Origin of the sequence: Amycolatopsis sp. NBC_01488, assembly GCF_036227105.1 — a bacterium.
Taxonomy (GTDB): domain Bacteria; phylum Actinomycetota; class Actinomycetes; order Mycobacteriales; family Pseudonocardiaceae; genus Amycolatopsis.
The window spans coordinates 3,504,612-3,529,224 of record NZ_CP109434.1; the positions used below are offsets into that span (position 1 = coordinate 3,504,612).

Sequence of the window (24,613 nt, forward strand, 5' to 3'; positions counted from 1 at the left end):
TTGTCACCGGTCCTACAGCAAAAGGTCGCCCAATGTGAACGGGTACACGACGGCGTTCTGCTCGACCGGCCCGTCGATGCCCGGCACGTCCGGGCTGCACGCGTGCTGGTGCACGCCGAGCCGGGAGTGGAACCAGCCCGGCCGCCCGGGGATGCCGTTGTGCCGGACCAGCCACAGCACGACCTCGCTGTCGGCCCAGCGGTCCGGGTGCAGCCGGTGCGCCCAGCAGTCGTGGTCGGCGTAGACGAGCACCCGCTCGATGCGCGCCGCGTGCCGGACGTGCTTGATCCACGCCTTGATGAACCGGTCGTCGACGCTCGGCGCCGCCACCTCCAGCGCCGGCGCCAGCGACCCGGGTGCGAACGCGCCGAGCCTGCTGGCCGTCCGCACGAAGTGGTCGGCCTGGTCGTGCACCGCGCCGGGCCGCGCGTAGTGACGGCCGCCGACGTGCAGCCCGGCTTCCTGGGCGCCGGCGAGGTTGCGTTCCGACGCGGAGCTGCTCCAGTTGACGTTCTCGCTGATCGTCACCGAGACGAACCGGGTCTGCGCGCCCCGCACGGCCTGCCAGTCGGCCACGTGCTCGCGGTGGGACAGCGAGATGCCGAGTTCGGCTTCCGGCTCCGTCACAGTCCGCCCCCGGCGCGTCGATGAAGAGCACACCATACGTCGCCGGGAGCGGACCCGCAGTGACCCACGCGCGGTTGATCAGGCCTTTTTGCTCAGGCGCTGTCTCGCTGGAAGGTGCGGGTGCCCCACCACACCGACACCACCGCCATCACGAGCACCACGACGCTGCCGGTGAACAACGCGTCCATCGTGAAGTCGCCGCGGAACGAACTGCGCTCCACGTCGACCACGTGGCGGAACGGGTTGATCTGGCTGACCGTGTACAGCCACTTCGGCGCGACGCCGGCCGTGATCGGCAGCAGGATCCCGGAAAGCAGCAGGAGCGGGATGAGCACGGCGTTGAGCAGCGCCGGGAACGTCTCCTCGCTCTTCAACGTCAACGCCAGCGCGTACGAGCACGACGCCAGCGACACCGCCAGCAGGAACACGATCACCAGGCTCAGCAGCACGCCGCCGACCGGTGCGTCGAGGTCGAACACCAGGTACGCCAGCACGATGATCAGCAGCGCCTGCACGACGGCCTGCAGCGCGTTGGCCAGCACCTTGCCCAGCAGCAGCGCGCCGCGGCTGACCGGCGTCACCCGGAACCGCTCGACCACGCCGGAGCGGTAGTCGGCCAGCAGGCCGAACCCGACGAACGAGCTGCCGAACAACGCCAGCTGGGCGGTCAGCGCCGGGGTGAGCAGCATCCAGCCGTCCACTTCGGACAGGCCCTGTGCCTGCATCGCCTTGACCATCAGGGGACCGAACAGGAACAGGTACAGCAGCGGCTGCATGAGCCCGATCATGACCCAGGTCGGGTTGCGCAGCGCCGCCTTCATGTCGCGGCGGAAGATCAGCCAGGTGTCACGCAGCACGGGTGCCCTCCTCGGCTTCGCGCAGCGAGCGCCCGGTCAGGGTCAGGAAGACGTCGTCGAGCGTCGGGCGGTGGACCTGCACCGACCGCATCGGGATGTCCTTCGCGTCGAGCGCGCGCAGCAGTTCCGGCAGCGCGACGTCGCCGCGCGGCACCCGGAACCGGACGAGCCCGTCGGCCGCGGACAGCTCGTGCGCGCCCGGCAGCCGTCCCGCGATCTCGGCGGCGTCCGCGCCCTGCTCCGGGTCCACGCCCACCTCGACGCGGTCGCCGTTGACGCGGGCCTTGAGCGCGTCCGGCGTGCCCTCGGCGACGATCCGCCCGTCGTCGATGACGATCAGCCGGTCCGACAGGGCGTCGGCTTCGTCGAGGTAGTGGGTCGTCAGGAAGACCGTGACGCCCTGCTCGGCGCGCAGCCGGCGGACGTGCTCCCACAGGTTGGCGCGGCTCTGCGGGTCGAGCCCGGTCGACGGCTCGTCGAGGAACACCAGGCCGGGCGAGTGGATCAGCCCGAGCGCGATGTCGAGCCGGCGGCGCTGGCCGCCCGAGAGCGTCCGGGTCAGCCGCTGGTCCAGCCCGGTCAGGTCGAGTTGCTCGGCCAGCTCGGCACCGCGCGCGATCGCGTCGGCCTTGCTCATCCGGTAGAGCCGTCCCTGCAGTTCGAGCTCGTCGGCGACCTTGGTCTCCGGCGAGCTGCCGCCGCCTTGGGCGACGTAGCCGATCCGCTCGCGCACCCCCAGCGGGTCGGTCAGCAGGTCGCGGCCGCCGACGGTCGCGGTGCCCGCGGTCGGCTTCAGCAGCGTGGTCAGCATGCGCAGCGTGGTCGTCTTCCCGGCGCCGTTCGGCCCGAGGAACCCGACGAGCTCGCCCGCTTCGACGTCGAGGTCGACGCCCTTCACCGCGTGTACTTCGCCCCCAGTGCGGCCCTTGCGGCGGAACCGCCGCTCGAGACCGCGTGCCGTGATCATGAGATCCCCTCTCGCAGGTAATCAAAGTTGACTAGCGGAAGCGGTCACTGTGCCCGAGAAAGGTCCGCTAGTCAAACTTGATTACCGAGCCGGTGGCTCGCCGAACGCGTCGCCGCGCTCGTCGGCCATCACGTACTCGCCCGCTTCCAGCCGGGCGATCAGGCCTTCGAGCCAGGCGAGGCTCGCGTCGGTGATGCCGCCCCACAGCCGGTACAGCTCACCGACGTGCTCGGGCGTGCCCAGCTCCATGCTCACCTTGATCTCTTCGAGCATCAGCTTCGCCTGCCGCTGCTCGGCCTCCAGGTGTACGAGCCGGTGCCGGAGCAGGTTGATCACGCGGGCGCGGGGGAAGGTCGTCATCAGCGAGATCGCGGCCGACAGGTCGGGGTGGTTGAGCTGGGGATCGGACAGCGCCTTCGCGAGCAGGACCTGGTACTCCTGCTCGCCGTCACCGGTGAGCCGGTAGGCGGTCCGGTCCGGCCCGCCCTCGCCCGGCTCGACGTCGACCTGTTCCAGCAGGTCCTCGGCGGTCATCTTCTTGAGCGCGTGGTAGATCGACCCGGGCTGGACGTTCGCCCACTTGTCCGCCGACCAGCTCAGCAGCTCGCGCCGCACCTGGTAGCCGTGCGCGCGGCCGTACATCCGCACCACCCCGAGCACGAGCAACCGTGTCGCCGACAACCGGGCCTCCCTCTCGACAATGCGCGTGACGCCCTCCGTAGGCTAATAAGGTATGAGCACCCCTGTGTTGACCGCGGTGGCCTGGCCCTACGCCAACGGCCCCCGCCACATCGGCCACGTGTCCGGATTCGGCGTCCCGTCCGACGTCTTCTCCCGCTACCAGCGAATGGCCGGCAACCGGGTGCTCATGGTCTCCGGGACCGACGAACACGGCACGCCGATCACCGTCCAGGCCGACAAGGAGAACTCGACCCCGCAGGAGACGGCGGACAAGTACACCCGCCAGATCGGCACCGACCTGCAGGGCCTCGGCCTCTCCTACGACCTGTTCACCCGGACCACGACCGGCAACCACGCCGAGGTGACGCAGCAGATCTTCCTGGCGCTGCACCGCAACGGCTACGTCGTGCCGAAGACCACGCGCGGCGCGATCAGCCCGTCCACCGGCCGCACGCTGCCCGACCGCTACGTCGAGGGCACCTGCCCGATCTGCGGCTACGACGGCGCGCGCGGCGACCAGTGCGACAACTGCGGCAACCAGCTCGACGCCGCGGAGCTGATCAACCCGAAGTCGCGGATCAACGGCGAGACGCCGAAGTTCGTCGAGACCGAGCACTACTTCCTCGACCTGCCGGCGTTCACCAAGACCCTCGGCGACTGGCTGTCGACCAAGACCGACTGGCGCCCGAACGTCCTCAACTTCACCAAGAACCTGATCGACGACATGCGGCCGCGGCCGATCACCCGCGACCTCGACTGGGGCGTCAAGATCCCCCTCGACGGCTGGCGTGACCAGCCGCTGAAGCGGTTCTACGTCTGGTTCGACGCGGTGATCGGGTACTTCTCGGCCAGCGTCGAGTGGGCGCGGCGGTCCGGGAACCCGGACGCGTGGCAGGAGTGGTGGAACAACGCCGACGCCCGGTCGTACTACTTCATGGGCAAGGACAACATCACCTTCCACGCCCAGATCTGGCCGGCGCTGCTGTTCGGGCACAACGGCGAGGGCGACAAGGGCGGCGAGCCCGGCAAGTACGGCAAGCTGCACCTGCCGGACGAGATCGTGTCCAGCGAGTTCCTCACCATGAGCGGCTCGAAGTTCTCGACCTCGCGCGGACGCGTCATCTACGTCGAGGACTTCCTGCGCGACTTCGGCCCGGACACGCTGCGGTACTTCATCTCGGTCGCCGGCCCGGAGACCCAGGACACCGACTTCACCTGGGACGAGTTCGTCCGCCGGACCAACTTCGAGCTGGCCAACGAGTGGGGCAACCTGGTCAACCGGTCCATCTCGATGGCGCACAAGAACGTCGGCGCCATCCCGCGCCCGGAGGCGCCGACGGCGGCCGACGAAGAGCTGAAGGCGTTGTCGCGCAAGGCGTTCGACACCGCGGGCGCGCACCTGGCCCGGTCCCGGTTCAAGCTGGCGGCGAGCGAGGCGATGCGGGTCGTCACCGCGGCGAACAAGTACATCTCCGACCAGGAGCCGTGGAAGCTCAAGGACGACCCGACGCGGCGCGACACCGTGCTGCACACCGCGCTGCAGGTCGTCTCCGACGCCAACACGCTGCTGACGCCGTTCCTGCCGCACTCGGCCCAGAAGGTGCACGAGGCGCTTGGCGGCACCGGCGTCTGGGCCGCCCAGCCGGAGCTGAAAGAGGTCGAGGACCTCGACATCGCCGGCCGGGTCAACCCGATCCTCACCGGCGACTACGCGGGCGAGCAGGCGAAGTGGGAGTCGACGCCGATCGAGGTCGGCAAGCCCCTGCAGAAGCCGTCGCCGCTGTTCACCAAGCTCGACCCGGCGCTCGGCGAAACCGGCCCGGAGTGGGCGCCGATCACGAAGGAGTAAGAGGTACTGCATGGGTGACGAGAAGCGCGAGCTGCCGCCGGTCCCGGACCGGCTCCCGGTGTCGGTGGTGGACGCGCACACCCATCTCGACGCGTGCGGCGCGGTCACCGCGGCCGAGGTCTCGGCCATGGTCGACCGCGCCGAGCGCGCCGGCGTCGCCCGCGTCGTCACGGTCGCCGACGACCTCGCCTCGGCGCGCTGGGCCGCCGAGGCCGCCACCTGGGACCGCCGGGTCTGGGCCGCCGTCGCGATCCACCCGACGCGCACCAAGGCGTTCGGCGAGGCCGAGAAGTCCGAAGTGGAGCGCCTCGCGGCGCAGGAGCGCGTGGTCGCCGTCGGCGAGACCGGCCTCGACTACTACTGGGACTACTCGCCGCACGACGCCCAGCAGGAGGCGTTCCGCTGGCACATCGACCTCGCCAAGCGGCTGGACAAGCCGCTGATGATCCACGACCGCGAGGCCCACGACGACGTGCTGCGCATCCTGGCCGAAGAGAATGCGCCGAACGCCGTAATCTTCCATTGTTTTTCCGGCGACGCGGAAATGGCCCGCAAGTGCGTCGACGCGGGGTATGTCCTTTCCTTCGCGGGCACGGTGACGTTCAAGAACGCGAAGGGGCTCCACGAGGCGGCCCGGCTCTGCCCGGCGGACCAGTACCTCGTCGAAACCGACGCGCCGTTTCTGACCCCCCACCCGTTCCGTGGGCGGCCGAACGAGCCGTTCGGCGCGGCCTACACCGTCCGTCACCTCGCGGCGCTCAGGGGCGAAGCTGTCCACGAAGTCGCCGAATCGGTCCGGACCACTGCCGAGCGGGTCTACCGACTCCCCAGTGTCACAACGGGTTGAACGCATTGCGACATCGGGGTTCCTCGATCGGCCACCTGATGGAGTGATGGGGATCACGACACTCCGGGGGGTGTTTGCGCAACCCGGCGGGACCCGTTACTGTCCCGTGATCGTGCCGGTCGGTACTGCACCATGCAGTTGCCGGCTGTTACGCCCACAGTCACGTCAGTGCACGTCGGGGAAGCGGAACCGGTGAGGTACGGCCGGAACCGTGACGATGGCGCCGGCTGCGGGCCCAGACGTAAAGACGCTGCCCCGAACGGCGTCTTGGGAAAGGGAACGACCCGGTGACAGGTAGCAGACAGGCTGGAGCGCGCTCGGCCGTCCTCGATCGTCATTTCGAGGACACCGCCTACGGCCAGCTCGACTTCTCCGACGACCCGAACATCACGCAGCAGGACATCCTCGCCGCGCTCGGCCCCGACGCCGACGCGATGATGGCCGAGATCGACGTCGACGTCGACGAGCTGATCCGGCTCATCAACGCCGAGACGACGTACCTGCCGCCGATCGTCATCCCGGACGGCCTCGAGGAGGACCGCACCGCTTCCCCCGAAGCGCGTCGTGCGGCTCTGGACGAGGGTCTTCGCCAGACCACCAAGGTCTGGAAGCGCCGCTTCCTCAAGGGTGCCGTCCTCAGCGTCATGATCAGCGTCGCCGGCGGCGGCGCGGCCGCGCTGGCGATGAACAAGAGCATCACGGTCGACGTCGACGGCCAGCAGCAGACCGTGCACTCCTTCGGCGACACCGTCGGCGAGGTGCTGCAAGACGCCGGCCTGTCCGTCGGCGCGCACGACTCGCTGTCCCCGTCCCCGCAGGCCGAGGTCGGCGACGGCGGCGTCATCAAGCTCGAGCGCGGCCGTCAGCTGAAGATGATCGTCGACGGCTCGGAGCACACCTCCTGGGTCCGCGCGACCCACCTCGGTGACGCGCTCGGCCAGCTCGGCATGGCGGGCGTGGACAAGCCCGGCACGTGGATGTCGATGCCGAAGGACGGCGAGCTGCCCCTGCAGGGCGCCACCGTCGAGATCAAGACCCTCAAGAACATCACGCTCTACGACGGCGCGAACGAGCCGAAGAAGGTCACCACCACCGCGGTCACCACGAAGGAGTTCCTGGGCGAGTACAAGCTCACCCTGGGCCCGGAGGACGCCGCCGAGGGTGGCCTGGACGTCAAGCTGGTCGACGGCGCCGAGGTGCACATCAGCCGCACCGGCGTCTCGACGGTCGTCCAGAAGGAGTCCATCGACCCGCCCGAGCAGAAGGTCGACGACCCGGACCTCGCCAAGGGCAAGACCTCGGTCGAGGACCCCGGCACGCCCGGCGAGAAGATGGTGACCTACAAGGTCACGCAGAAGAACGGCAAAGAGGTCTCCCGCGAGAGCGTCTCCGAGCAGGTCATCACCCCGCCGAAGCCGAAGATCATCCACGTCGGCACCAAGCAGGCCCCGACGCCGGACATCGGCGACGGCTCCGCGTGGGACCGCATCGCGAAGTGCGAGTCGGGCGGCAACTGGGCCATCAACACGGGCAACGGCTACTACGGCGGCCTCCAGTTCGACAAGCGCACGTGGGACGCCTACGGCGGCGACGAGTACGCGGCGCTCCCGAACCAGGCCTCGCGCGAGCAGCAGATCGCGATCGCGGAGAAGGTCAAGGCCGCACGCGGCGGCAGCTACAGCGCCTGGCCGGTCTGCGGCGCCAAGGCCTGAGTCTTCCTTCGAAACGGCCCCCGTCCCAGGTGGACGGGGGCCGTTTCGCGTGCGCCAAGGGGCATCACCCGTGTCCCGAGAGGCATCACCCGTGATCAGCGGGGCATCACTCGTGATCAGGCGGGCATCACGCCGATGCCCCTCCAATCACGCGTGATGCCTCCCCAATCACGCGTGATGCCCCTCCAATCACGTGAGATGCCCGGCTGATCACGCGAGTTCCGCCTTCAATCACGCGAGTTCCGTCCCTGATCACGCGAGTTCGGCCTCCGGTCACGCGAGTTCCGTCCCGGATCACGCGAAATCCGCTTCCGGGTGCGTGAGCCGGCTCTGTGGGGACGTGAGCCGACCGTCCGGGGGCAGGGGACGACCGCCTGGGTAGGCTCGTCCGGTGGTTGAACTGCTGGGACCGGCCGAGATCCGGGGGCTGGCGGCCGAACTCGACGTGCGGCCGACCAAGAAGCTCGGGCAGAACTTCGTGCACGATCCCAACACCGTCCGGCGGATCGTGGAGCTGGCGAACGTCGGCCCGGACGACGTCGTCCTCGAGGTCGGGCCCGGGCTCGGGTCGCTGACCCTGGGGCTGCTCGCCACCGGCGCGCACGTCGTCGCCGTCGAAATCGATCCCAAGCTCGCCGCCCGGCTGCCCGGGACCGTCGCCGAGCGTGGGGCCGAGGCCGCCGGGCGCCTCACCGTCGTCGGTGCCGACGCGCTGCGCGTCACCCGTGACCAGCTGCCCGAGCCGACCGCGCTCGTCGCGAACCTGCCCTACAACGTCGCCGTCCCGGTCGTGCTGCACCTGCTCGCCGAGCTGCCGTCCCTCCACTCCGGCCTCGTCATGGTCCAGACCGAGGTCGCCGACCGGATGGCGGCCGGCCCCGGCAGCCGGATCTACGGCGTGCCCAGCGTCAAGCTCGCCTACTACGGCCCGGCGCGCAAGGTCGCCGCCGTGCCGCGCTCGGTGTTCTGGCCGGTGCCGAACGTCGACTCCGCGCTCGTCGCCTTCGAACGCGGTGACGCTCCGGCGTCGGACGACCGCGATCGGCTCTTCGGCCTGGTCGACGCCGCTTTCTCACAGCGCAGGAAGACGCTCCGCGCCGCGCTCGCGGGCTGGGCGGGCTCGGCCGAGCGGGCCGGGGAGCTGCTCACGGCGGCCGGGATCGACCCGAAGACCCGCGGTGAGCAGCTCGATGTGCACGACTTCGCCCGGCTCGCCGCTGTCCGTTAGCAAGTCCACAGTGGAAGTGAAAGCGGTCCGGCGAAAATACCCCTCCTGGCGTGCCGTCTCGCGATTCGGACACCGCCACTCGTGTGATCTGGGCCGATGCGCTTGCTTTCGCTCCTCGGGATCGGTTTTACTCAGTACGTCCATCCCGAGCGACTGAGAGACCTGGCTCGCCGAAGTCGCAGCAACCACCCCCCACGGGGCAGGTGCTACCGCCAGGACCGATGGAGGCCGTTTCCGATGAAGAGGGTAGCCCGCCCCCTGCTCCTGACCAAGCGTCGCGTCGTCGACGAAGGCCGCCGCTCCGTGACCGCATGTCGACGCTCCCACTGAGCTTGTCGTAGCCGGTCCACCTCTTCTTCACGCACCGTCCTCTCAGGACGGACTTCGCTTGCGGCCGGGTGCCGCGCGTCGCGCGCACCCCGTTTTCTGGAGCCTTCGTGATCACCGTCGAAAACCTGTCCAAAACCTTTGCCACCAACGGAAATTCGGTTCTCGCTCTGCGCGACGTGAGCGTCGACGTCCAGGCGGGCTCGCTGTTCGGCGTGGTCGGCCCGACCGGGTCCGGCAAGTCCGTCCTCGCCCGCTGCATCGCGCTGCAGGAGCGCCCCGACCGCGGCGTCGTCCGTCTCGACGGCCTCAACACCGGCACGCTCGACGGCCGCCGGCTCCGGGAGATCCGTCGCCAGCTGGGCGTCGTCTCGACGAAGCCGACGCTGATCGCCGAGCGGACGATCGCCGGCAACATCGCCTCCCCGCTCGAGCAGCTCGGCATCGACGGCCCGCAGCGCCGCAGCCGGGTCGGTTCGCTGCTCGACCTCGTCGGCCTGACCCAGCGCGCGACCCAGCGTCCCGGCGAGCTGTCCGAGGGGCAGCTCCGCCGCGTCGCGGTCGCCAAGGCGCTGGCCGCGGCCCCCGCCGTCCTGCTCGCCGACGACCCGACCGCCGGCATCGACCCGGAGGAGGCCGGCGCGGTGCTCACCGTGCTCGACCGCGCCCGCTCCGAGCTGGGCACCACCGTCGTGGTCACGACGCCGGACGCCAGTGTGGTCCGCCGGGTCTGCGACGACGTCGCGGTGCTCGAAGACGGCACGGTCGTCGAGCGCGGCAGCGTCCTCGACCTGATCTCGAACCCGGCCAGCCGCACCGCGCAGGCGCTGCTGCCGGCCATCGAGACCACCCGCGCGCAGTCGGCGCGCTACGACCGCTCGGTCGACGTCGTGCTGGTCGGCTTCGCGTCGGTCGGTGCGCTGCTGCCCGAGGCCGCGGGCCGGTTCGACGTCGAGTTCGCCACCATCGGCGGCGGCCTGACCCGCATCGGCGACACCCCGGTCGGCCGGTTCCGCCTCGGCGTCCGCGGCGAGCGGGCGGACGCGGCGCTGGCGTGGGTCGCCGAGCGCGGTGGCCACGTGACGCACACCGCGCGCGGCCCCCAGGGCGTCGCGGCCTGATCGAACGCTCGAGAACGCCCCGATGCGCACGTCGCATCGGGGCGTTTTCGCGGGCACGTAGGCTGGTCGGGTGCTCGCCGTAGTTCCGCCTCCAGTCACCGTCCGGGTCCCGGCCAAGGTCAATCTGCACCTGGCGGTCGACGACCTGCGCGAAGACGGTTACCACGAGCTGGTGACCGTGTTCCAGGCCCTGTCGCTGACTGACGAGGTGACCGTCGCGGTCACCGAAGAACCGGGCCTGGAGATCTACGGCGAAGGCGAGGGGTCGGTCCCGACCGGCCCCGAAAACCTGGCCTGGCGCGCGGTCGAAGCGCTTTCCGCGCACGTCGGGCGCACCGGTGAGCCGAAGGTCCGCGTGGTGCTGCGCAAGGGCATCCCGGTCGCGGGCGGCCTGGCGGGCGGCAGCGCCGACGCGGCGGCGACCCTGGTCGGGCTGGCTTCACTGTGGAACCTCGACGTCACGCGCGACGAACTGGCCGAGATCGCCGCCGGGCTGGGCAGCGACGTCCCGTTCGCGCTCTACGGCGGCACCGCGCTGGGTACCGGGCGCGGTGAGCGGCTCGTCCCGGTGCTGTCGCGGCACACCTTCCACTGGGTGCTGGCGTTCGACGCCGAAGGGCTGTCGACGCCGAAGGTGTTCAAGGAGCTGGACCGCCTGCGTGTGGACGGCAACCCGCCGCGGATCGGCTCGCACACCCCGGTCGTCGAGGCGCTGGCCTCGGGCGACCCGCGGCAGCTCGCGCTGCTGCTGGGCAACGACCTCCAGGCGGCGGCGGTTTCGCTGCGGCCCGGGCTGCGCCGGACGCTGCGGGCCGGCGTCAACGCGGGCGCGCTCGCCGGCACGGTCTCCGGATCGGGCCCGACCTGCGCGTTCCTCTGCGAGAACGCGCAGTCCGCGGTCGAAGTCGCCGCGGAGCTGTCGGGTGCGGGGGTGTGCCGCACGGTCCGGGTGGCGCACGGCCCGGTCCCGGGTGCGAGAGTGGTCGGCGGGGACGACGCGCCGCGCCCGGCATCGCCGCGGGTGCACGCGTGAAGCACGCCGAATTCCCCGGCCCACTGTGCGGTCCGGGAATACGAACATGCCGGTGTGGCGTTGTGTTCGTGGGTCGCCGAGGCTCGACTGCGTCCAAAGTGGACTTGACCGGTCGTCGCCATCGCTTCGTCAACAACGTCGAAGTGCGTCGGGCGACCCGAAATTCGGCTCACACCGGGACCATCGAATCCTGGTTCGGCCTCGTGGCAGTGTCTCCCAAAGAGAGGATCGGCTGAGCGGATGGCCAACCTGGTCAACCTGGAGGCGGTGAGCAAGTCCTACGGGGTGCGCCCGCTCCTGGACGGCGTGTCGCTCGGCGTCGCGGCCGGCCAGCGCATCGGCGTCGTCGGCCTCAACGGCGGCGGCAAGACCACGCTCCTCGAAGTCCTTTCCGGACTCGCCGAGCCCGATTCCGGGCGGGTGAGCCATGTCGGCGGCCTGCGGATGGCCGTCGTCACCCAGCGGACCGAGCTGCCGGAGGGCAGCACGGTCGGCGACGTCGTCCTCGAACGCTACGGCGCCGAGCACGAATGGGCGGCCGACGCCCGCGTCCGGTCCATTGTGGACGGGCTCGGGATCACCGCGATCGGCCTGGAGACGCCGACGGCGAACCTCTCCGGTGGCGAGCGCCGCCGGGTTGCCCTGGCCGCGGCGCTGACCGGCGAGCTCGACCTCGTCGTGCTCGACGAGCCGACCAACCACCTGGACGTCGAAGGTGTCCGCTGGCTCGCCGACCACCTGCTGGCGCGGCGGATCGCGGTCGTGGTCGTCACCCACGACCGGTGGTTCCTCGACACCGTCGCGACGCTGACGTGGGAGGTCGCGAACGGCCGCGTCGAGCAGTACGAAGGTGGTTACGCCGACTGGATCTTCGCGCGCGCCGAGCGGGCGCGGCTGGCCGCGACGGCCGAGGAGAAGCGGCAGAACCTGGCCCGCAAGGAGCTGGCGTGGCTGCGCCGCGGTCCGCAGGCGCGCTCGTCGAAGCCGCGCTACCGCATCGAAGCGGCCGAAGCGCTGATCGCCGACGTTCCGCCGCCGCGCGACTCCGTCGAACTGCAGGCGTTCGCGAAGCGGCGTCTCGGCAAGACCGTGCTGGAGCTGGAAGACACGACGTACACGGTGGGCGAGCGGACGCTGCTCGACCACGTCACCTGGCGGATCGGGCCGGGCGACCGGATCGGCCTGGTGGGGATCAACGGCTCGGGCAAGACGTCGCTGCTGAAACTGCTCGGCGGCGACGTCGAAGGCTCGACCGGGCGCCGGATCGAGGGCAAGACGGTCGCGCTCGCGCACCTGCGCCAGGAACTCGACGACCTGCCCGGCGACCTGCGCGTGCTGCAGGCGATCGAGCAGATCGCCGGGCGCGTGGTGTTCGGCAAGCAGGAGATGACGGCGTCGCAGCTCGGCGAGAAGCTCGGCTTCCCGCAGGCCCGCCAGTGGACCCCGGTCGGCGACCTGTCGGGTGGCGAGCGGCGCCGGCTGCAGCTGTGCCGGCTGCTGATGGCCGAGCCGAACGTCCTGCTGCTCGACGAGCCGACGAACGACCTGGACATCGACACGCTGCAGCAGCTGGAGGACCTCCTCGACGGCTGGCCCGGCACGATGGTCGTGGTTTCGCACGACCGCTACCTGGTGGAACGCGTCTGCGACACGATCGTCGCTCTCTTCGGCGACGGCCGCATCACCCACCTCCCGGGCGGCATCGAGGAGTACCTGAACCGCCGCGCCCTGGCCAAGGAACCGGCGGCCGCGGCGGCTCCGACGGCGGAGAAGGCGGAGGCGAAGAAGTCGGCGGCGGACCTCCGGGCGGCGCAGAAGGAGCTGGGGCGGCTGGAGAGGAAGCTCGACCAGCTGCACGCGAAGGAGGAGAAGCTCCACACGGCGCTGCTGGAAGCGGCCACGGACCCGGCGAAGCTGATGGAGCTGAACGCGGAGCTGAAGGGCGTCCAGGGCGAGATCGAGGACGTCGAAGGCCGGTGGCTGGAGACGTCCGAACTGCTGGAGTGACACGGCTGCCAGTAATGTCTGCCTCATGAGCAGGTTCGTGGACACGCTCGTCGCCACCGCGGCGGGGCGAGGTCAGCAGCGTGGCATGGTCACCGGGGAGCCCAAGGAGCCGGTCCGGCGGACCTGGGCCGAGGTGCACGAAGAAGCCCGGCGGATCGCCGGTGGGCTCGTCGCCGGTGGGTTCGAGCGCGGGGGTGCCGTCGCGGTGCTGGCCGCCGCTCCGGTGCTGATCGCGCCGACCGTGCAGGCCGTGTGGCTGGCCGGTGGCAGCGTCACCATGCTGCACCAGCCGACCCCGCGCACTGACCTCGCTGAGTGGGCCGAGGACACCGTGCGGGTGCTGGGCATGATCGGGGCGAACCTGGTGCTGCTCGGCGAGCCCTTCGACCAGCTGGCCCCGGTGCTCGAGGAGAAGGGCATCGGCTACCGGCTCATCACCGAGCTGACCAAAGCCGAGCCGCTTGCCGAAGTCGTCCCCACCGACGAGGGCGAAACCGCGCTCCTGCAGCTGACCAGCGGCTCGACCGCCGACCCGAAGGCCGTGCGGATCACCTACGGGAACCTGTACTCCAACGTCAAGGCCATGGTCGACCGCGCGGAGTTCGACTTCGACACCGACGTGATGGTCTCGTGGCTGCCGACGTTCCACGACATGGGCATGGTCGGCTTCCTGACCGTGCCGATGACCTTCGGCGTCGAGCTGGTCAAGATCACGCCCGTCGAGTTCCTTTCCGGGCCGTTGATCTGGCCGGAGTTGATCACGAAGTACCACGGCACCACGACGGCGGCCCCGAACTTCGCCTACGCGATCGTCGGGCGGCGGATGGCGCGCGTCGACGAGGACGACGCCTACGACCTCTCGACGCTGCGGATCGCCCTGAACGGCGCCGAGCCCATCGACGAGACCGCCGTCCAGACCTTTGTGGACGCCGGTGCCCGGTTCAAGATGCCGGCGGAATGCGTTTTCCCGGCGTACGGCATGGCCGAGGCGACGCTCGCGGTGTCGTTCGCGCCGCTGTTCACCGGCCTCACGCTCGACGTCGTCGAGGCCGACGCGCTGGAGGCGGACAACCGCGCGGTGCCGGTGCCCGAGGGCGACCCGCGGCGCGGCACTGACGGCGTCCGGTCGTTCGCGCTGCTCGGCCGTCCGCTGGACGGACTGGAAGCCGAAATCGTCAACGACGCGGGTTCGCGCGTCGGTGACCGCGAAGTCGGCGAGATCCGGCTGCGCGGCGAGGCCGTGACGCCCGGCTACCTGACGATGGACGGCCCGGTCGCCACCCAGGACGACGAGGGGTGGCTCAACACCGGCGACCTCGGGTACCTGGTGGATGGCCAGATCGTCATCTGCGGCCGCCGCAAGGACGTCATCATCATGGGCGGCCGCAACCTGTACCCGACGGACATCGAGCGCGCGGCGACGTCTGTGGAGGGCGTGCGGGCGGGCAACGCGGTGGCGGTGCGGCTGGACGCGGGCAGCCGTCGTGAGCGCTTTGCGGTGGTCGTCGAGTCGAAGCTGGCGGGCGACGCCGAAGCCGAGAAGAACCTGATGAAGCAGGTCTCGGCGCGGGTGCGCGACGCCGTGGACATGCGGCCGTACGCGGTGGTGGTGCTGCCGGCGGGGAGCCTGCCGAAGACGCCGTCGGGCAAGGTGAAGCGCGCGGCGACGGCGCAGCAGTTCGCGGACAAGATCAAGAAGAACGCCGACGGCTGACCGCGCTTTCACGTGAAAGTGCCCACCGGGAAGCGGCACTTTCACGTGAACGCGGGCGTCTCAGCGCTGTTGGAGACGCTCGGCGCGCACCGTCGGCGGGGTGGCGCGCTCGGTCGTGGCCTGCTCCGACGTGCGGGCGCCCGGGAGGTCCGGGGCGTGGCCGGTGCGGGCGGCGAGCTGGTCTTCCACGGTGTCGAGGAACTCGTCGACCTCGCGTTCGTCGTAGCCGCGCTTGCCGATCAGCGGCTTCGCGAACATGACGTGGTGCACTTCGGCGGCGGTCAGGTCGTCCTCCTCGGCGAACGTCTTGGCGATCCGCCGGACGAACTCGTCGACCTCGTGCTTCGCGTAGCCACGGCGGCCGATCGGGGCGTTACCGAAGGTGACCTCGGCGAGGTCTTCGGCGGTGAACGACATGCAACTCTCCGATTCCGGGGTTGGGCGGTGCGAACTGCCGTACACCGTCCTAGTCCGAGAACAGGCACCCCCGGAAGGGACAGACCCCGAAGCTCACCCCGACGGGCGGCTGCCGTCCGCCTGTGAGTGAGCCGGGACTACGCAGCGCTGTGTGGCCGGTCTCACACCGTCAGGAGCGGCCGAACCACTTCCGCGGTCCCTGCGGGCGCTCCTCTTCGACGACCGGACGCGGGTTGCGCAGCTTGATCAGCGCCGCCTCCGCCTCGTCCAGGAACAGGTCGACCTGGGCCTGGTCGTAGCTGCGCATGCCCACCGGCATGATCGTGAACTCCACGAAGTGGATGTCGTCGGCCGTCAGGATGTTGCGGCCGGCCAGCGCATCGGCGATCAGGTCGAGGAACGCGTCGACCTCGTCCTCGTTGTAGCCGCGCCGGCCGAAGCGGGGTTTGCCGAACGCGATCGCCCGGACTTCGTCAGGGGTCATGGAGTCACCTTGCCACCGATGTCAGCCCGCATGGAAGGCGTTTTGCGCCGCCGCGAGACCCGTGCCGACCAGCGCTTCGGTCGCGTCCGCGCACCGGTCCACCTCGAACGGGAGCTCCTTGCGCTCGACCGTCGAGAAATCCTTCAGCACGAAGTCCGCCGGGTCCTGGCGGCCGGGCGGCCGGCCGATGCCGAACCGGACGCGGTAGTAGTCGCGGGTGCCCAGTGACTTCGTGATCGAGCGGAGCCCGTTGTGGCCGTTGTCGCCGCCGCCGAACTTCAGCTTCAGCGCGCCGAAGTCGACGTCGAGCTCGTCGTGCACCACGACCACGCCGGTCGGCGGCACCTTGTAGAACCGGGCCGCGCCGACCACCGGGCCGCCGGAGAGGTTCATGTACGTGCGCGGCTTCACGAGCACGACGCGCCGGCCGGCCAGCCGGCCCTCGAGCACCTCGCCGCCGCTCTTGTGCGTCTTGAACTTGCCGCCGATCCGGGCGGCCAGCTCGTCCAGCACCATGAAACCGACGTTGTGCCGGTTTCCGGCGTACTGGGGTCCGGGATTGCCGAGGCCGGCGAGCAGGATCAGCTCGCCGGCCCCGGGCAGGTCTTCGATCATGCGGAAATGCTATTCGGCGGCTTCGGCCGACTCGTCGCCCGCTTCGGCGGCGCCCTCGTCGTCGGCCTCTTCACGCTGCGGCTCGTTGACGGCGACGACCAGCGACTCGGGGTCGGTGACCAGGGTGGCGCCCTGCGGCAGCTCGACCTGGCCGGCCAGCACCTGGCTGCCGACCTCGAGGCCCTCGATCGAGACCTCGAACTGCTCCGGGATGTGCAGCGCCTCGACCTCGACCTGCAGGGTGTCGACGTCCTGGTTGACCAGGCCACCGGGGCCGGGGGTGCCCGTGACGACGACCGGGACGTCGACCACGATCTTCTCGCCACGCTTCACGACCAGCAGGTCGACGTGCTCGATGTAGTTCTTGAGCGGGTGCACGACGATGGTCTTCGTCAGCGCGAGCTCGTCGGAGCCCTCGATGGCGAGGGTGATGACGGCGTTGGAGCCGTTCTCACGGACGACGCGGGCGAACTCGATGGCCGGCAGCGCGAAGTGCCGCGGGTCCGAGCCGTGGCCGTACAGCACGGCGGGGATCTTGCCGGCGCGACGCGTGCGGCGCGCGGCGCCCTTGCCGAACTCGGTGCGCGGCTCGACGGACAGACGTACCTCGGACACGGTGTGGCACTCCTTCAAATCACGAACATGGTGCGGGAGACAGCATGCTGCGGCGGGGGATGCGGGCGTTGTTCTGTTCAGGCGGTTGCGTTCGGCGGCGAGTTTCCGGGCGTGCACGACGACGGGGGCTACTCGAGCCGCCGCGTCGATCACGCCGGGCACCCCAGAAGGGCCCCGCCTCGCCGAGACAACCTCAAGAGTGTAAACCAACCTCATCACGGTGGGTTGCGGCGGGGGCCCGGCCCAGGCTAGAACCCTCCTGAACCCCGGTGCGTGACGACACAAATCCGGTGGCGGGACTTCACCGGCCGAGGTGTGCTCGGACGCAGGCGCAGAGCAGGGGGCGGAAAGATGCGGGCTCGACGGGCCATGGCGGCGGCGGTGCTGCTGCTGGGCGGACTGCTGGCCGGCTGCCAGGCGGCGGTCCCCGGCACCGCCGGGGTCTCCGCGGCCGATCAGCGGACGGCCGACCAGCGCGGCGAGCAGCGCGCCGCGGTCGACGCGGCCCTCACCGCGCTGGGCCAGGCGCCCGCGCTCTCCCTCAAGTCGACGACCAACGGCGCCGAACAGCAGTTCCGGGTCACCCGCGGCGGCACCGCCCTCGGCGGGCTGCCGCTCGAAGGCCGCGTCGTCCAGGTGACGTCGGCGGCGGGCCAGTTCTACCTGCAGGCCGACGCCGACTACTGGAAGGCGCACGCCGTCGACGAGGACACGCAGTTCGGCACGAGCTGGGTGCGCTCGCTCGGCTCCGAGCTGCCCTTCGACCCCGCCGCCAAGTTCGCCCCGCAGGCGCTGGCCGACGGGCTGCGCAAGGCGTTGCCCGGTCTCGACCGGCTGGGCGCGCCGGTCGAGGCGAAGCTCCCGGACGGCACCGAGGTCTACCAGCTCGGCGCCGCGCCCAGCGTCCTGCGCGTCACCACGGCCAAGCCGAACCGGGTCGTCAGCTTCGCCCCGGCGCTGCTCGACCCGCAGGCCGGTCCGAAGTACGGCGCCGAGTTCCGCGTCGACCCGCTCGCCGGCGACGCGCTGAAGACGTTCCACACCGACCTCGACAACACTGTGGGCGGGCTGGGCCAGCCGTTCGAGGGACTGGTGCAGGCCAGCGCCGTCGTCACGAACGACAACCTGGACTGCAAGGACTTCGTCGGCTCCTGCACGACGACCGTCGACGTCTCCACCAGCGTGGTCGGCACGCCGGCGGCGGGCGGGAAGAGCGTCGTGCATATCACCCTCTCGGTCGAGGTCAGCGCCGTCTCGCTCGGCGCGCAGACCTGCACGACGGCGGCCGACGCCGAGCCGTACGCGACGGTCAAGATGTCCTGCGCGGTCAAGTTCAAGCTGCCGAACCGCACGGCCAGCTACCAGGTGCTGTCCAAGCCGAACGCGACCGCGGAGGTCCGCGCGGCCCTCGACGTCAACGCGGTGAAGCAGCAGGTCGCCGCGGAGTTCGCGAGCCTGGGCGGCTGAGCTGGACACCTACCCGGGGGTGTGTTGCTTCCGTTGAAGTAGGTGATCTCCCGTCCTTAGCATCGGCTGTGACAGCCGAATCCGAACGGGAGAAGTCATGGCCAAGCTGGTGGTTTTCGGGGCGACGGGGTATGCCGGTGGCAAGATCGGCGCCGAGGCGCTGCGTCGCGGGCACGAGGTCGTCGGGGTCGCGCGCCACGCGGGCTCGGTGCCCGAGGGCGTCGACGAGCGGCAGGGTTCGCTGCACGACGAGGAGTTCGTCGCGCAGGTCGCGAAGGACGCGGACGTCATCGTGGTCGCCACCCCGGCCCGCGCGATCGACGGCAAGAAGCTCATCGACGCCGTGCCGTCACTGGCCCGGATCGCGCGTGAGAACGGCGTCCGGCTGTCGTTCGTCGGCGGCGCGGCGAGCCTGCACGTCGCCGAGGGCGGCCCGCGGCTGTTCGACACCCCGGAGTTCCCGGATGAGTACAAGGAAGAAGCGGGCAGCCACGCGGAGGTGCTCGGCCTGCTGCGCGAGCAGCCGGAGGGCCTGGACTGGTTCTACGTCAGCCCCGCCGCCGAGTTCGGTGCCTGGACCCCGGGCGAGCGCAAGGGCGAGTTCCGGCTCGGCGGCGACGTCCTGGTGACCGACGAGAACGGCAAGTCGCACATCGGCGGCGACGACTTCGCGATCGCGTACGTCGACGAGATCGAGCAGCCGAAGCACCACCGCGCGCGCTTCACCGTCGCTTACTGAAGCTCTTTCAGCACGGGCGCGAAGGTTTCGAAGAACGGTTCGAAAACCGTGATGTAGGTGAAGCCGTAGCGCTCGCGCCGGCTTTCGAGCTGCCCGGCGATCTCCTCGACCGTGCCCAGCAGCAGCTGGGGCGCGTCGAGGAGTTCACGGGCGTCCGGCACGGCGCTGCGCTCGGTCAGCTCGTGCCACGCCTCGGCGGCGGCCAGCCGGTCACCGGTGACCTCGACGTGCTGGACCAGCATGTTGTATTCGAGGTCGCGGCTGGTTTTCGACCGGAAGTAACTCACCCGTTCGTCCATCGCCTCGGCGTTGTCGAGCTTGAAGGTGCCCGGCGGCTTCCCGGGCTGCTGCCGGAGCCCGCCGAACCCGACGACGTCCGCGTGCTCGGCGGCCAGCTTCAGGACGCCGTCGCTGTTGCCCGCGATGAGCAGCCGCGGCTGGTCGATGCCCTCGTCTTCGAAGTGTTTCCGCAGGTAGCCGAGGCTCTCTTCGAGGTAGCCGATCCTCGTGGCGGCGTTCTGCCAGGGGATACCGGCGGCGTCGAACTCGGCTTTCATGTGCCCGGCACCGAGCCCGAGGTCCAGTCGCCCGTCGAGCAGCGCGGCCGTCGAGGAGGCTTCGCGCGCGAAGAGGGCGAGATTGTAGAAGGGCACATTCGACACGAGCGTGCCGAGCCGCGGCCGTTCGGTGACGGCAGCGGCCATGGCGAGCACCGGGAACGGCGCGAACCGCCCGGTGCCGAGGTGGTCGGGCACGGTGATGACGTCGTAACCGAGCTCTTCGGCCCGCCGGCACTTGGCGATCCACGCGTCCCGGCTGCCGATCTCGCGGAAGCTGACGCCGAACTTGAAGTTCCCCATGACCGGCACGCTAGCGCCGGGAACCCCCGCCGGGCGCGGAGTTTCGCGCCCGGCGGACGGGTCGTCAGGCGTTGCCGTCGAAGAGGGACGTCACCGAGCCGTCTTCGAAGACCTGCTGGATGGCTTCCGCCAGCATCGGGGCGATCGACAGGACCGTCAGGCCCTCGAACCGCTTCTCCGCCGGGATCGGCAGCGAGTTCGTCACGATGACCTCGCGTGCCTTGCACTGCGAGAGCCGCTCGGTCGCCGGGTCCGACAGGATGCCGTGGGTCGTCGCGATGACGACGTCCGCCGCGCCCTCGTCGATCAGGGCCTCGGTGGCCTTCACGATCGTGCCGCCGGTGTCGATCATGTCGTCGATCAGGACGCAGAGCTTGCCCTCGACCTTGCCGACGACGCGGTTGGCGATGGCCTGGTTCGGCCGGTCCGGGTCGCGCGTCTTGTGGATGAACGCGATCGGCCGGTCACCCAGCTGCTGCGCCCACTTCTCGGCCAGCCGCACGCGGCCCGAGTCCGGGGAGACGACGGTGATGTCGGCGTCGCCGTAGGTCTGCTTGATGTGGTCGGCCAGCACGCTCTGGGCCATCAGGTGGTCGACCGGGCCGTCGAAGAAGCCCTGGATCTGCGCGGTGTGCAGGTCGACCGTCATGATCCGGTCGGCGCCCGCGGTCTTGAACAGGTCCGCGATCAGCCGGGCCGAGATCGGCTCGCGGCCCTTGTGCTTCTTGTCCTGGCGCGCGTACGGGTAGAACGGCATCACCACGGTGATCCGCTTCGCGCTCGCCCGCTTGAGCGCGTCCACCATGATGAGCTGCTCCATCACGTACTCGTTGATGGGCGTGGTGTGGGCCTGGATGACGAAGGCGTCGGTGCCGCGCACGGACTCCTCGAAGCGGACGAACAGCTCGCCGTTGGCGAACGTGTGCGCCGTCTGCGGGGTGATCGTCACGTTGAGGTGCTCGGCGACCTCTTCGGCGAGCTCCCGGTGCGCCCGTCCGGAGAAGAGCATCAAGTTCTTCTTCGGCGTACCTGACTTCGGACTCATGCTGGCGACTCCCCGTCGGTTCCTGCTGCTGACTCGGCGTCGAGCGCGGCCTGGGCCGCTTCCGCCGCGGGCGTACCCGGCCTGCGCCGGATCGCCCAGCCTTCGATGTTGCGCTGCGGCGGCGCCGACACCGCGAGTGTGCCCGGGGGGACGTCCTCGCGGATCACGGCACCCGCCCCACTGTAAGCGCCGTCACCGACCTGCACCGGAGCGACGAACGTGTTGTCCGCGCCCATCCGGACATACGACCCGATAACGGTCCGGTGCTTGTTGACCCCGTCGTAGTTCACGAACACGCTGGAGCAGCCGATGTTGCTGTGCTCGCCGATCGTGGCGTCGCCGACGTAGGTCAGGTGCGGCACCTTCGTGCCGGCGCCGATGTCGGCGGACTTCGTCTCGACGAACGCGCCGAGCTTGCCCTTTTCGCCCAGCTTCGTGCCCGGGCGCAGGTAGGTGAACGGGCCGACGGTGACGCCGTCGCCCAGCTCGGAGTCCGAGCCGTGCACGCGCACCACGGAGGCGCGGGCGCCGATGGTCATGTTCGTCAGCGTGCTGTCCGGGCCGACCGTCGTGCCCTCGCCGACCGACGTCGTGCCCTTGAGCTGCACGCCGGGCTCGATGACGACGTCGCGCGACAGCGTCACGCCGGCGTCGATCCAGGTCGTGGCGGGGTCGACGACCGTGACGCCCTCGCGCTGCCAGCGCTGGACGATCCGGCGGTTGAGCTCGGCGCCGAGCACCGAGAGCTGGACGCGGTCGTTGACGCCCTCGGTCAGCCACGGGTCGTCGACGACGAGCGCGCCGACGTGCAGACCGTCGCCGTTCGCGATGCCCAGGACGTCGGTGAGGTACAGCTCGCCCTGCGCGTTGTCGGTCGAGAGGCGCGAAAGGCCGTCGCGCAGCACCGCGGCGTCGAAGGCGTAGACGCCCGAGTTGATCTCCGTGATCTCGGCCTGTTCCGGGGTGGCGTCCTTGTGCTCGACGATCCCGGTGACCTTGCCGGCCGCGTCGCGGGTGATCCGGCCGTAGCCGGTCGGGTCAGTGACCACGGCGGTGAGCACGGTGACCGCGTTCTTCGCCTCGGTGTGCTCTTCGAGCAGGGCGCGCAGTGTCGTCGTGTCGAGCAGGGGGACGTCGCCGTAGCTGACGATCACCGTGCCGGTGAGGTCGGCGGGGAGGGTGGCGAGCGCGCAGGACACGGCGTGGCCGGTGCCCTTCTGCTCGGCCTGCACCGCGGTGCCGACCTCGCGTCCGAGCGTGTGCGCGACGTGCGCGAGGTGCGCGCCGACCAGTTCGCGGCCGTGGCCGGTCACCACCACGAGGTGCTCGGGGTTCAGGCCGGCGGCGGCCCGGACGGCGTGCTCGACGAGGGGGCGCCCGGCGATCGGGTGCAACACCTTCGGGGTCGCGGATCGCATGCGGGTGCCCTCACCCGCGGCGAGGATCAACGTGCTCAGCGGGCCGGTCAACGGCGCTCCCAACGGTTACCAATGGGTGGCTTCGGTCGGGCACCGATCCTACTGTGCCGATTGTCGGCAATCCGACCGGCAGCCACGGCGGAACGGGCGCCGGTGAGCCGGTCCGCTCCGGAGCGGGTCCGCCTGCTTTCGGCCGGATTGCTAACTGTGGTCTTCGGTGTCCCACGCCGGGTCGGTCGGAGGGGCCTCGCCCGCCCACGCGGCGGCCGGGTCGGCGGTCATCGAGTTGGCCGACGCGACCTGGTTGCCGCCCCCGCGTTTCGCCTGGTACATCGCCGCGTCCGCACGGGCGAGGACCTGCTCGCCCCGCTCCTGCGGCCGCAGCGACACCAGCCCGATGGACAGCGTGACGCCGTGCGAAAGGTGGTGCGGCAGGCCCGCGACGGACTTCACCGCGCGGCCGAGCGCCATCTTCGCCGCGGACGCCGGGGTGCCCGGGAGCAGGACGATGAACTCGTCGCCGCCGTAGCGCGCCACGAGGTCGTCGCCGCGCAGCGCGTCACGCAGCGTGCTCGCGACGACGCGCAGCACGTTGTCGCCTTCCGCGTGGGACTGCTTGTCGTTGACGCCCTTGAAGCCGTCGAGGTCGACGAGCGCGACGGCGAGCGGCTGCGCGTCGGCCGACGACGCGAGCTGGCGCAGCTTCTCGTCCAGCGCGCGCCGGTTCGGCAGGCCGGTGAGCGGGTCCTGCAGGGCCTGCTGGGTGATCGCGCCGTGCTCGGCGGACAGGCGTTCGTGCTCGCGGCGGGCGTTCAGCGTGGCGATCTGCGACTCGCGCAGGCTCCACATCTCGTTTTCGAGGCGCCTCGCGTAGTCGATCAGCGACTCGCTCGCGCCGGACGCGTAGTCCGGGGTGGTGTCGAGCCGGGCCAGCTCACGGGCGATGTTCAGCCGCATCGACGGCTGCGAGGTGTCGTCGGTCAGCGACTCGCGCGCCTTGCGGAGCACGTCGAGCGCCTCTTCGCGGCGGCCGGCCGTGTCGAGGCAGCGGGCCAGCGCGATGGCGACGATCTCGCGTTCGCCCGGGTAGCCGGTGCCTTCGTGCAGCGCCCGGAGCCGGTCGATCTGGTCGGCGCTCGGGCTGTGCAGGGCCTGCGCCGCGGCGAGGACGCCGACCTGGTCGACGGCCGGGACGTTCGCCTTCCGCGGAAACAGCGACTCGGTGAACGGGCCTTCGGCGGCCGTGGCCATGGAGGCGGCGGTGCGGAACTTCTCGGCGCTCTCGTCGTATTCGTCGATGCGCTCGAGCCGCAGGCCCCAGCCCAGCAGCATCTTGACGCGGTTCATCAGCTGCAGCGTGATCTCGTGCGGGCTCGCGCTTTCGCGGATCGCACTCGCCGCGCGGCCGATGACCTCCTCGGCGGCTTCGTAGACGCCGAGCTGGTTCAGCACGATCCAGCAGTCGTTCAGCGTCGACCACAGCATCCGGTTCCACTGGCGGATGCCGACCTGCCGGTTCGGGATCGCGGAGTCGTCGAGGATGGCCAGCGCGCGGGCGATCTCGGTGAGCGCGGGGTCCTCCTGCGCGGCGATCACCAGCCGGCGGCCGCGCAGCGCGTGCGCGTCGGCCCGCAGCAGCGCGAGGCCGTGGCGCCTGGTGTGCGCGAGCATCTCGTCGAGCCGGGGCTCGGCCTCCGCGGCCAGGCCCCTGGTGATCAGCCGGGCGATCGCGGACGCGCGCAGCAGCTGCGCGATCATCGTCGGCTCGCCGCGCCGCTGGGTCTCGTCGAGCAGCTCGTCCATCAGCTCGACGATCTGGAGCTGCTGGTTGTACTCCTGCCGCTGGACCGCGGCGATCAGCTCCCGCGCTCGCCCGACGAGCCAGGCATCGGACATCTCGGCCAGCGCGGGACGCCTGGCCGCCACCGGGTCGGTCGCCTCGTCGGTCAGCGCCAACCTCCCGGTGTCGTGGTTCGGGTCCTG

Annotated in this window: 22 protein-coding genes and 1 riboswitch; of the genes, 10 read left to right on the forward strand and 12 right to left on the reverse strand. The window is 70.5% G+C overall.

The window, feature by feature from the left end:
* Positions 1-12: 12 nt before the first annotated feature.
* The 4 genes from OG738_RS17090 to OG738_RS17105 form a co-directional block, all read right to left on the reverse strand.
* Positions 13-627: a glycoside hydrolase family 25 protein gene (locus tag OG738_RS17090; protein WP_329055089.1), complete on the reverse strand. Its 615-nt coding sequence runs from the start codon at positions 625-627 to the stop codon at positions 13-15.
* Positions 628-719: 92 nt separating this feature from the next.
* Positions 720-1,484, reverse strand: a complete 765-nt coding sequence (locus OG738_RS17095) for an ABC transporter permease (RefSeq protein ID WP_329055090.1) — start codon at positions 1,482-1,484, stop codon at positions 720-722.
* On the reverse strand, positions 1,474-2,451 hold the full coding sequence (locus OG738_RS17100; protein WP_329055092.1) for an ATP-binding cassette domain-containing protein: 978 nt from the start codon (positions 2,449-2,451) through the stop codon (positions 1,474-1,476). The genes OG738_RS17095 and OG738_RS17100 overlap by 11 nt, the downstream gene beginning before the upstream one ends.
* 81 nt (positions 2,452-2,532) lie before the next feature.
* Entirely contained in the window at positions 2,533-3,132 is a 600-nt protein-coding gene (locus tag OG738_RS17105; RefSeq protein ID WP_329055094.1) for a PadR family transcriptional regulator, read from the reverse strand.
* Positions 3,133-3,184: 52 nt separating this feature from the next.
* On the opposite strand from OG738_RS17105, the gene metG reads away from it, so the two are divergent.
* From metG to OG738_RS17145, 8 genes are all read left to right on the forward strand, one after another.
* Positions 3,185-4,981: a methionine--tRNA ligase gene (gene metG, locus OG738_RS17110; RefSeq protein WP_329055097.1), complete on the forward strand. Its 1,797-nt coding sequence runs from the start codon at positions 3,185-3,187 to the stop codon at positions 4,979-4,981.
* Between the two features lie 10 nt (positions 4,982-4,991).
* Entirely contained in the window at positions 4,992-5,828 is an 837-nt protein-coding gene (locus OG738_RS17115) for a TatD family hydrolase (RefSeq protein ID WP_329055099.1), read from the forward strand.
* 287 nt (positions 5,829-6,115) lie between these two features.
* Positions 6,116-7,540, forward strand: a complete 1,425-nt coding sequence (locus OG738_RS17120; RefSeq protein ID WP_329055100.1) for a transglycosylase family protein — start codon at positions 6,116-6,118, stop codon at positions 7,538-7,540.
* A gap of 391 nt (positions 7,541-7,931) precedes the next feature.
* The gene (gene rsmA / locus OG738_RS17125; protein ID WP_329055102.1) at positions 7,932-8,768 is read left to right on the forward strand and encodes a 16S rRNA (adenine(1518)-N(6)/adenine(1519)-N(6))-dimethyltransferase RsmA; all 837 of its coding nucleotides are present in this window, start codon (positions 7,932-7,934) and stop codon (positions 8,766-8,768) included.
* A gap of 137 nt (positions 8,769-8,905) precedes the next feature.
* A riboswitch (SAM riboswitch) is annotated at positions 8,906-8,996 on the forward strand.
* Between the two features lie 209 nt (positions 8,997-9,205).
* Complete coding sequence (locus OG738_RS17130) at positions 9,206-10,216, forward strand: methionine ABC transporter ATP-binding protein (RefSeq protein WP_329055103.1); 1,011 nt, start codon at positions 9,206-9,208, stop codon at positions 10,214-10,216.
* Between the two features lie 70 nt (positions 10,217-10,286).
* Positions 10,287-11,249, forward strand: a complete 963-nt coding sequence (locus tag OG738_RS17135; protein WP_329055105.1) for a 4-(cytidine 5'-diphospho)-2-C-methyl-D-erythritol kinase — start codon at positions 10,287-10,289, stop codon at positions 11,247-11,249.
* Positions 11,250-11,489: 240 nt separating this feature from the next.
* Positions 11,490-13,256, forward strand: a complete 1,767-nt coding sequence (locus OG738_RS17140; protein WP_329055107.1) for an ABC-F family ATP-binding cassette domain-containing protein — start codon at positions 11,490-11,492, stop codon at positions 13,254-13,256.
* Positions 13,257-13,281: 25 nt separating this feature from the next.
* Positions 13,282-14,970 carry a fatty acyl-AMP ligase gene (locus OG738_RS17145; RefSeq protein WP_329055109.1) on the forward strand — a complete coding sequence of 563 codons (1,689 nt, stop codon included), beginning with the start codon at positions 13,282-13,284 and terminating at the stop codon, positions 14,968-14,970.
* Between the two features lie 60 nt (positions 14,971-15,030).
* On the opposite strand, the gene OG738_RS17150 is transcribed toward OG738_RS17145, so the two are convergent.
* The 4 genes from OG738_RS17150 to OG738_RS17165 form a co-directional block, all read right to left on the reverse strand.
* On the reverse strand, positions 15,031-15,387 hold the full coding sequence (locus OG738_RS17150; RefSeq protein WP_329055110.1) for a DivIVA domain-containing protein: 357 nt from the start codon (positions 15,385-15,387) through the stop codon (positions 15,031-15,033).
* Between the two features lie 169 nt (positions 15,388-15,556).
* Positions 15,557-15,871 (reverse strand): DivIVA domain-containing protein, encoded by a 315-nt coding sequence (locus tag OG738_RS17155; protein WP_329055112.1) that lies wholly within the window; start codon positions 15,869-15,871, stop codon positions 15,557-15,559.
* Positions 15,872-15,892: 21 nt separating this feature from the next.
* Complete coding sequence (pth, locus tag OG738_RS17160; RefSeq protein WP_329055113.1) at positions 15,893-16,486, reverse strand: aminoacyl-tRNA hydrolase; 594 nt, start codon at positions 16,484-16,486, stop codon at positions 15,893-15,895.
* 9 nt (positions 16,487-16,495) lie between these two features.
* Complete coding sequence (locus OG738_RS17165; RefSeq protein WP_329055115.1) at positions 16,496-17,101, reverse strand: 50S ribosomal protein L25/general stress protein Ctc; 606 nt, start codon at positions 17,099-17,101, stop codon at positions 16,496-16,498.
* A 351-nt stretch (positions 17,102-17,452) separates the two neighbouring features.
* On the opposite strand from OG738_RS17165, the gene OG738_RS17170 reads away from it, so the two are divergent.
* Positions 17,453-18,568, forward strand: coding sequence for a hypothetical protein (locus OG738_RS17170; RefSeq protein ID WP_329055116.1), 1,116 nt, complete (start codon positions 17,453-17,455; stop codon positions 18,566-18,568).
* A gap of 97 nt (positions 18,569-18,665) precedes the next feature.
* The gene (locus OG738_RS17175) at positions 18,666-19,307 is read left to right on the forward strand and encodes an NAD(P)-dependent oxidoreductase (protein WP_329055118.1); all 642 of its coding nucleotides are present in this window, start codon (positions 18,666-18,668) and stop codon (positions 19,305-19,307) included.
* Here OG738_RS17175 and OG738_RS17180 read toward each other — a convergent pair.
* The 4 genes from OG738_RS17180 to OG738_RS17195 all read right to left on the reverse strand — a co-directional run bounded on the left by OG738_RS17180 (position 19,301) and on the right by OG738_RS17195 (position 24,586).
* Complete coding sequence (locus tag OG738_RS17180) at positions 19,301-20,167, reverse strand: TIGR03621 family F420-dependent LLM class oxidoreductase (RefSeq protein ID WP_329055120.1); 867 nt, start codon at positions 20,165-20,167, stop codon at positions 19,301-19,303. The two genes, OG738_RS17175 and OG738_RS17180, sit on opposite strands and share 7 nt — an antisense overlap.
* A 64-nt stretch (positions 20,168-20,231) precedes the next feature.
* Complete coding sequence (locus OG738_RS17185) at positions 20,232-21,212, reverse strand: ribose-phosphate diphosphokinase (protein WP_329055122.1); 981 nt, start codon at positions 21,210-21,212, stop codon at positions 20,232-20,234.
* Positions 21,209-22,681, reverse strand: a complete 1,473-nt coding sequence (glmU, locus tag OG738_RS17190; protein WP_329055123.1) for a bifunctional UDP-N-acetylglucosamine diphosphorylase/glucosamine-1-phosphate N-acetyltransferase GlmU — start codon at positions 22,679-22,681, stop codon at positions 21,209-21,211. The genes OG738_RS17185 and glmU overlap by 4 nt, the downstream gene beginning before the upstream one ends.
* A gap of 150 nt (positions 22,682-22,831) precedes the next feature.
* Positions 22,832-24,586, reverse strand: coding sequence for a GGDEF domain-containing protein (locus OG738_RS17195; RefSeq protein ID WP_329055125.1), 1,755 nt, complete (start codon positions 24,584-24,586; stop codon positions 22,832-22,834).
* Positions 24,587-24,613 lie beyond the last annotated feature (27 nt).

Excerpts from the sequence above, each read along its gene's own strand:
- OG738_RS17100 (WP_329055092.1), bottom strand. The coding sequence starts at position 2,451 with ATGATCACGGCACGCGGTCTCGAGCGGCGGTTCCGCCGCAAGGGCCGC.
- metG (WP_329055097.1), top strand. The coding sequence starts at position 3,185 with ATGAGCACCCCTGTGTTGACCGCGGTGGCCTGGCCCTACGCCAACGGC.
- OG738_RS17115 (WP_329055099.1), top strand. The coding sequence starts at position 4,992 with ATGGGTGACGAGAAGCGCGAGCTGCCGCCGGTCCCGGACCGGCTCCCG.
- OG738_RS17140 (WP_329055107.1), top strand. The coding sequence starts at position 11,490 with ATGGCCAACCTGGTCAACCTGGAGGCGGTGAGCAAGTCCTACGGGGTG.
- OG738_RS17145 (WP_329055109.1), top strand. The coding sequence starts at position 13,282 with ATGAGCAGGTTCGTGGACACGCTCGTCGCCACCGCGGCGGGGCGAGGT.
- OG738_RS17150 (WP_329055110.1), bottom strand. The coding sequence starts at position 15,387 with ATGTCGTTCACCGCCGAAGACCTCGCCGAGGTCACCTTCGGTAACGCC.
- OG738_RS17155 (WP_329055112.1), bottom strand. The coding sequence starts at position 15,871 with ATGACCCCTGACGAAGTCCGGGCGATCGCGTTCGGCAAACCCCGCTTC.
- pth (WP_329055113.1), bottom strand. The coding sequence starts at position 16,486 with ATGATCGAAGACCTGCCCGGGGCCGGCGAGCTGATCCTGCTCGCCGGC.
- OG738_RS17170 (WP_329055116.1), top strand. The coding sequence starts at position 17,453 with ATGCGGGCTCGACGGGCCATGGCGGCGGCGGTGCTGCTGCTGGGCGGA.
- OG738_RS17175 (WP_329055118.1), top strand. The coding sequence starts at position 18,666 with ATGGCCAAGCTGGTGGTTTTCGGGGCGACGGGGTATGCCGGTGGCAAG.
- OG738_RS17180 (WP_329055120.1), bottom strand. The coding sequence starts at position 20,167 with ATGGGGAACTTCAAGTTCGGCGTCAGCTTCCGCGAGATCGGCAGCCGG.
- OG738_RS17185 (WP_329055122.1), bottom strand. The coding sequence starts at position 21,212 with ATGAGTCCGAAGTCAGGTACGCCGAAGAAGAACTTGATGCTCTTCTCC.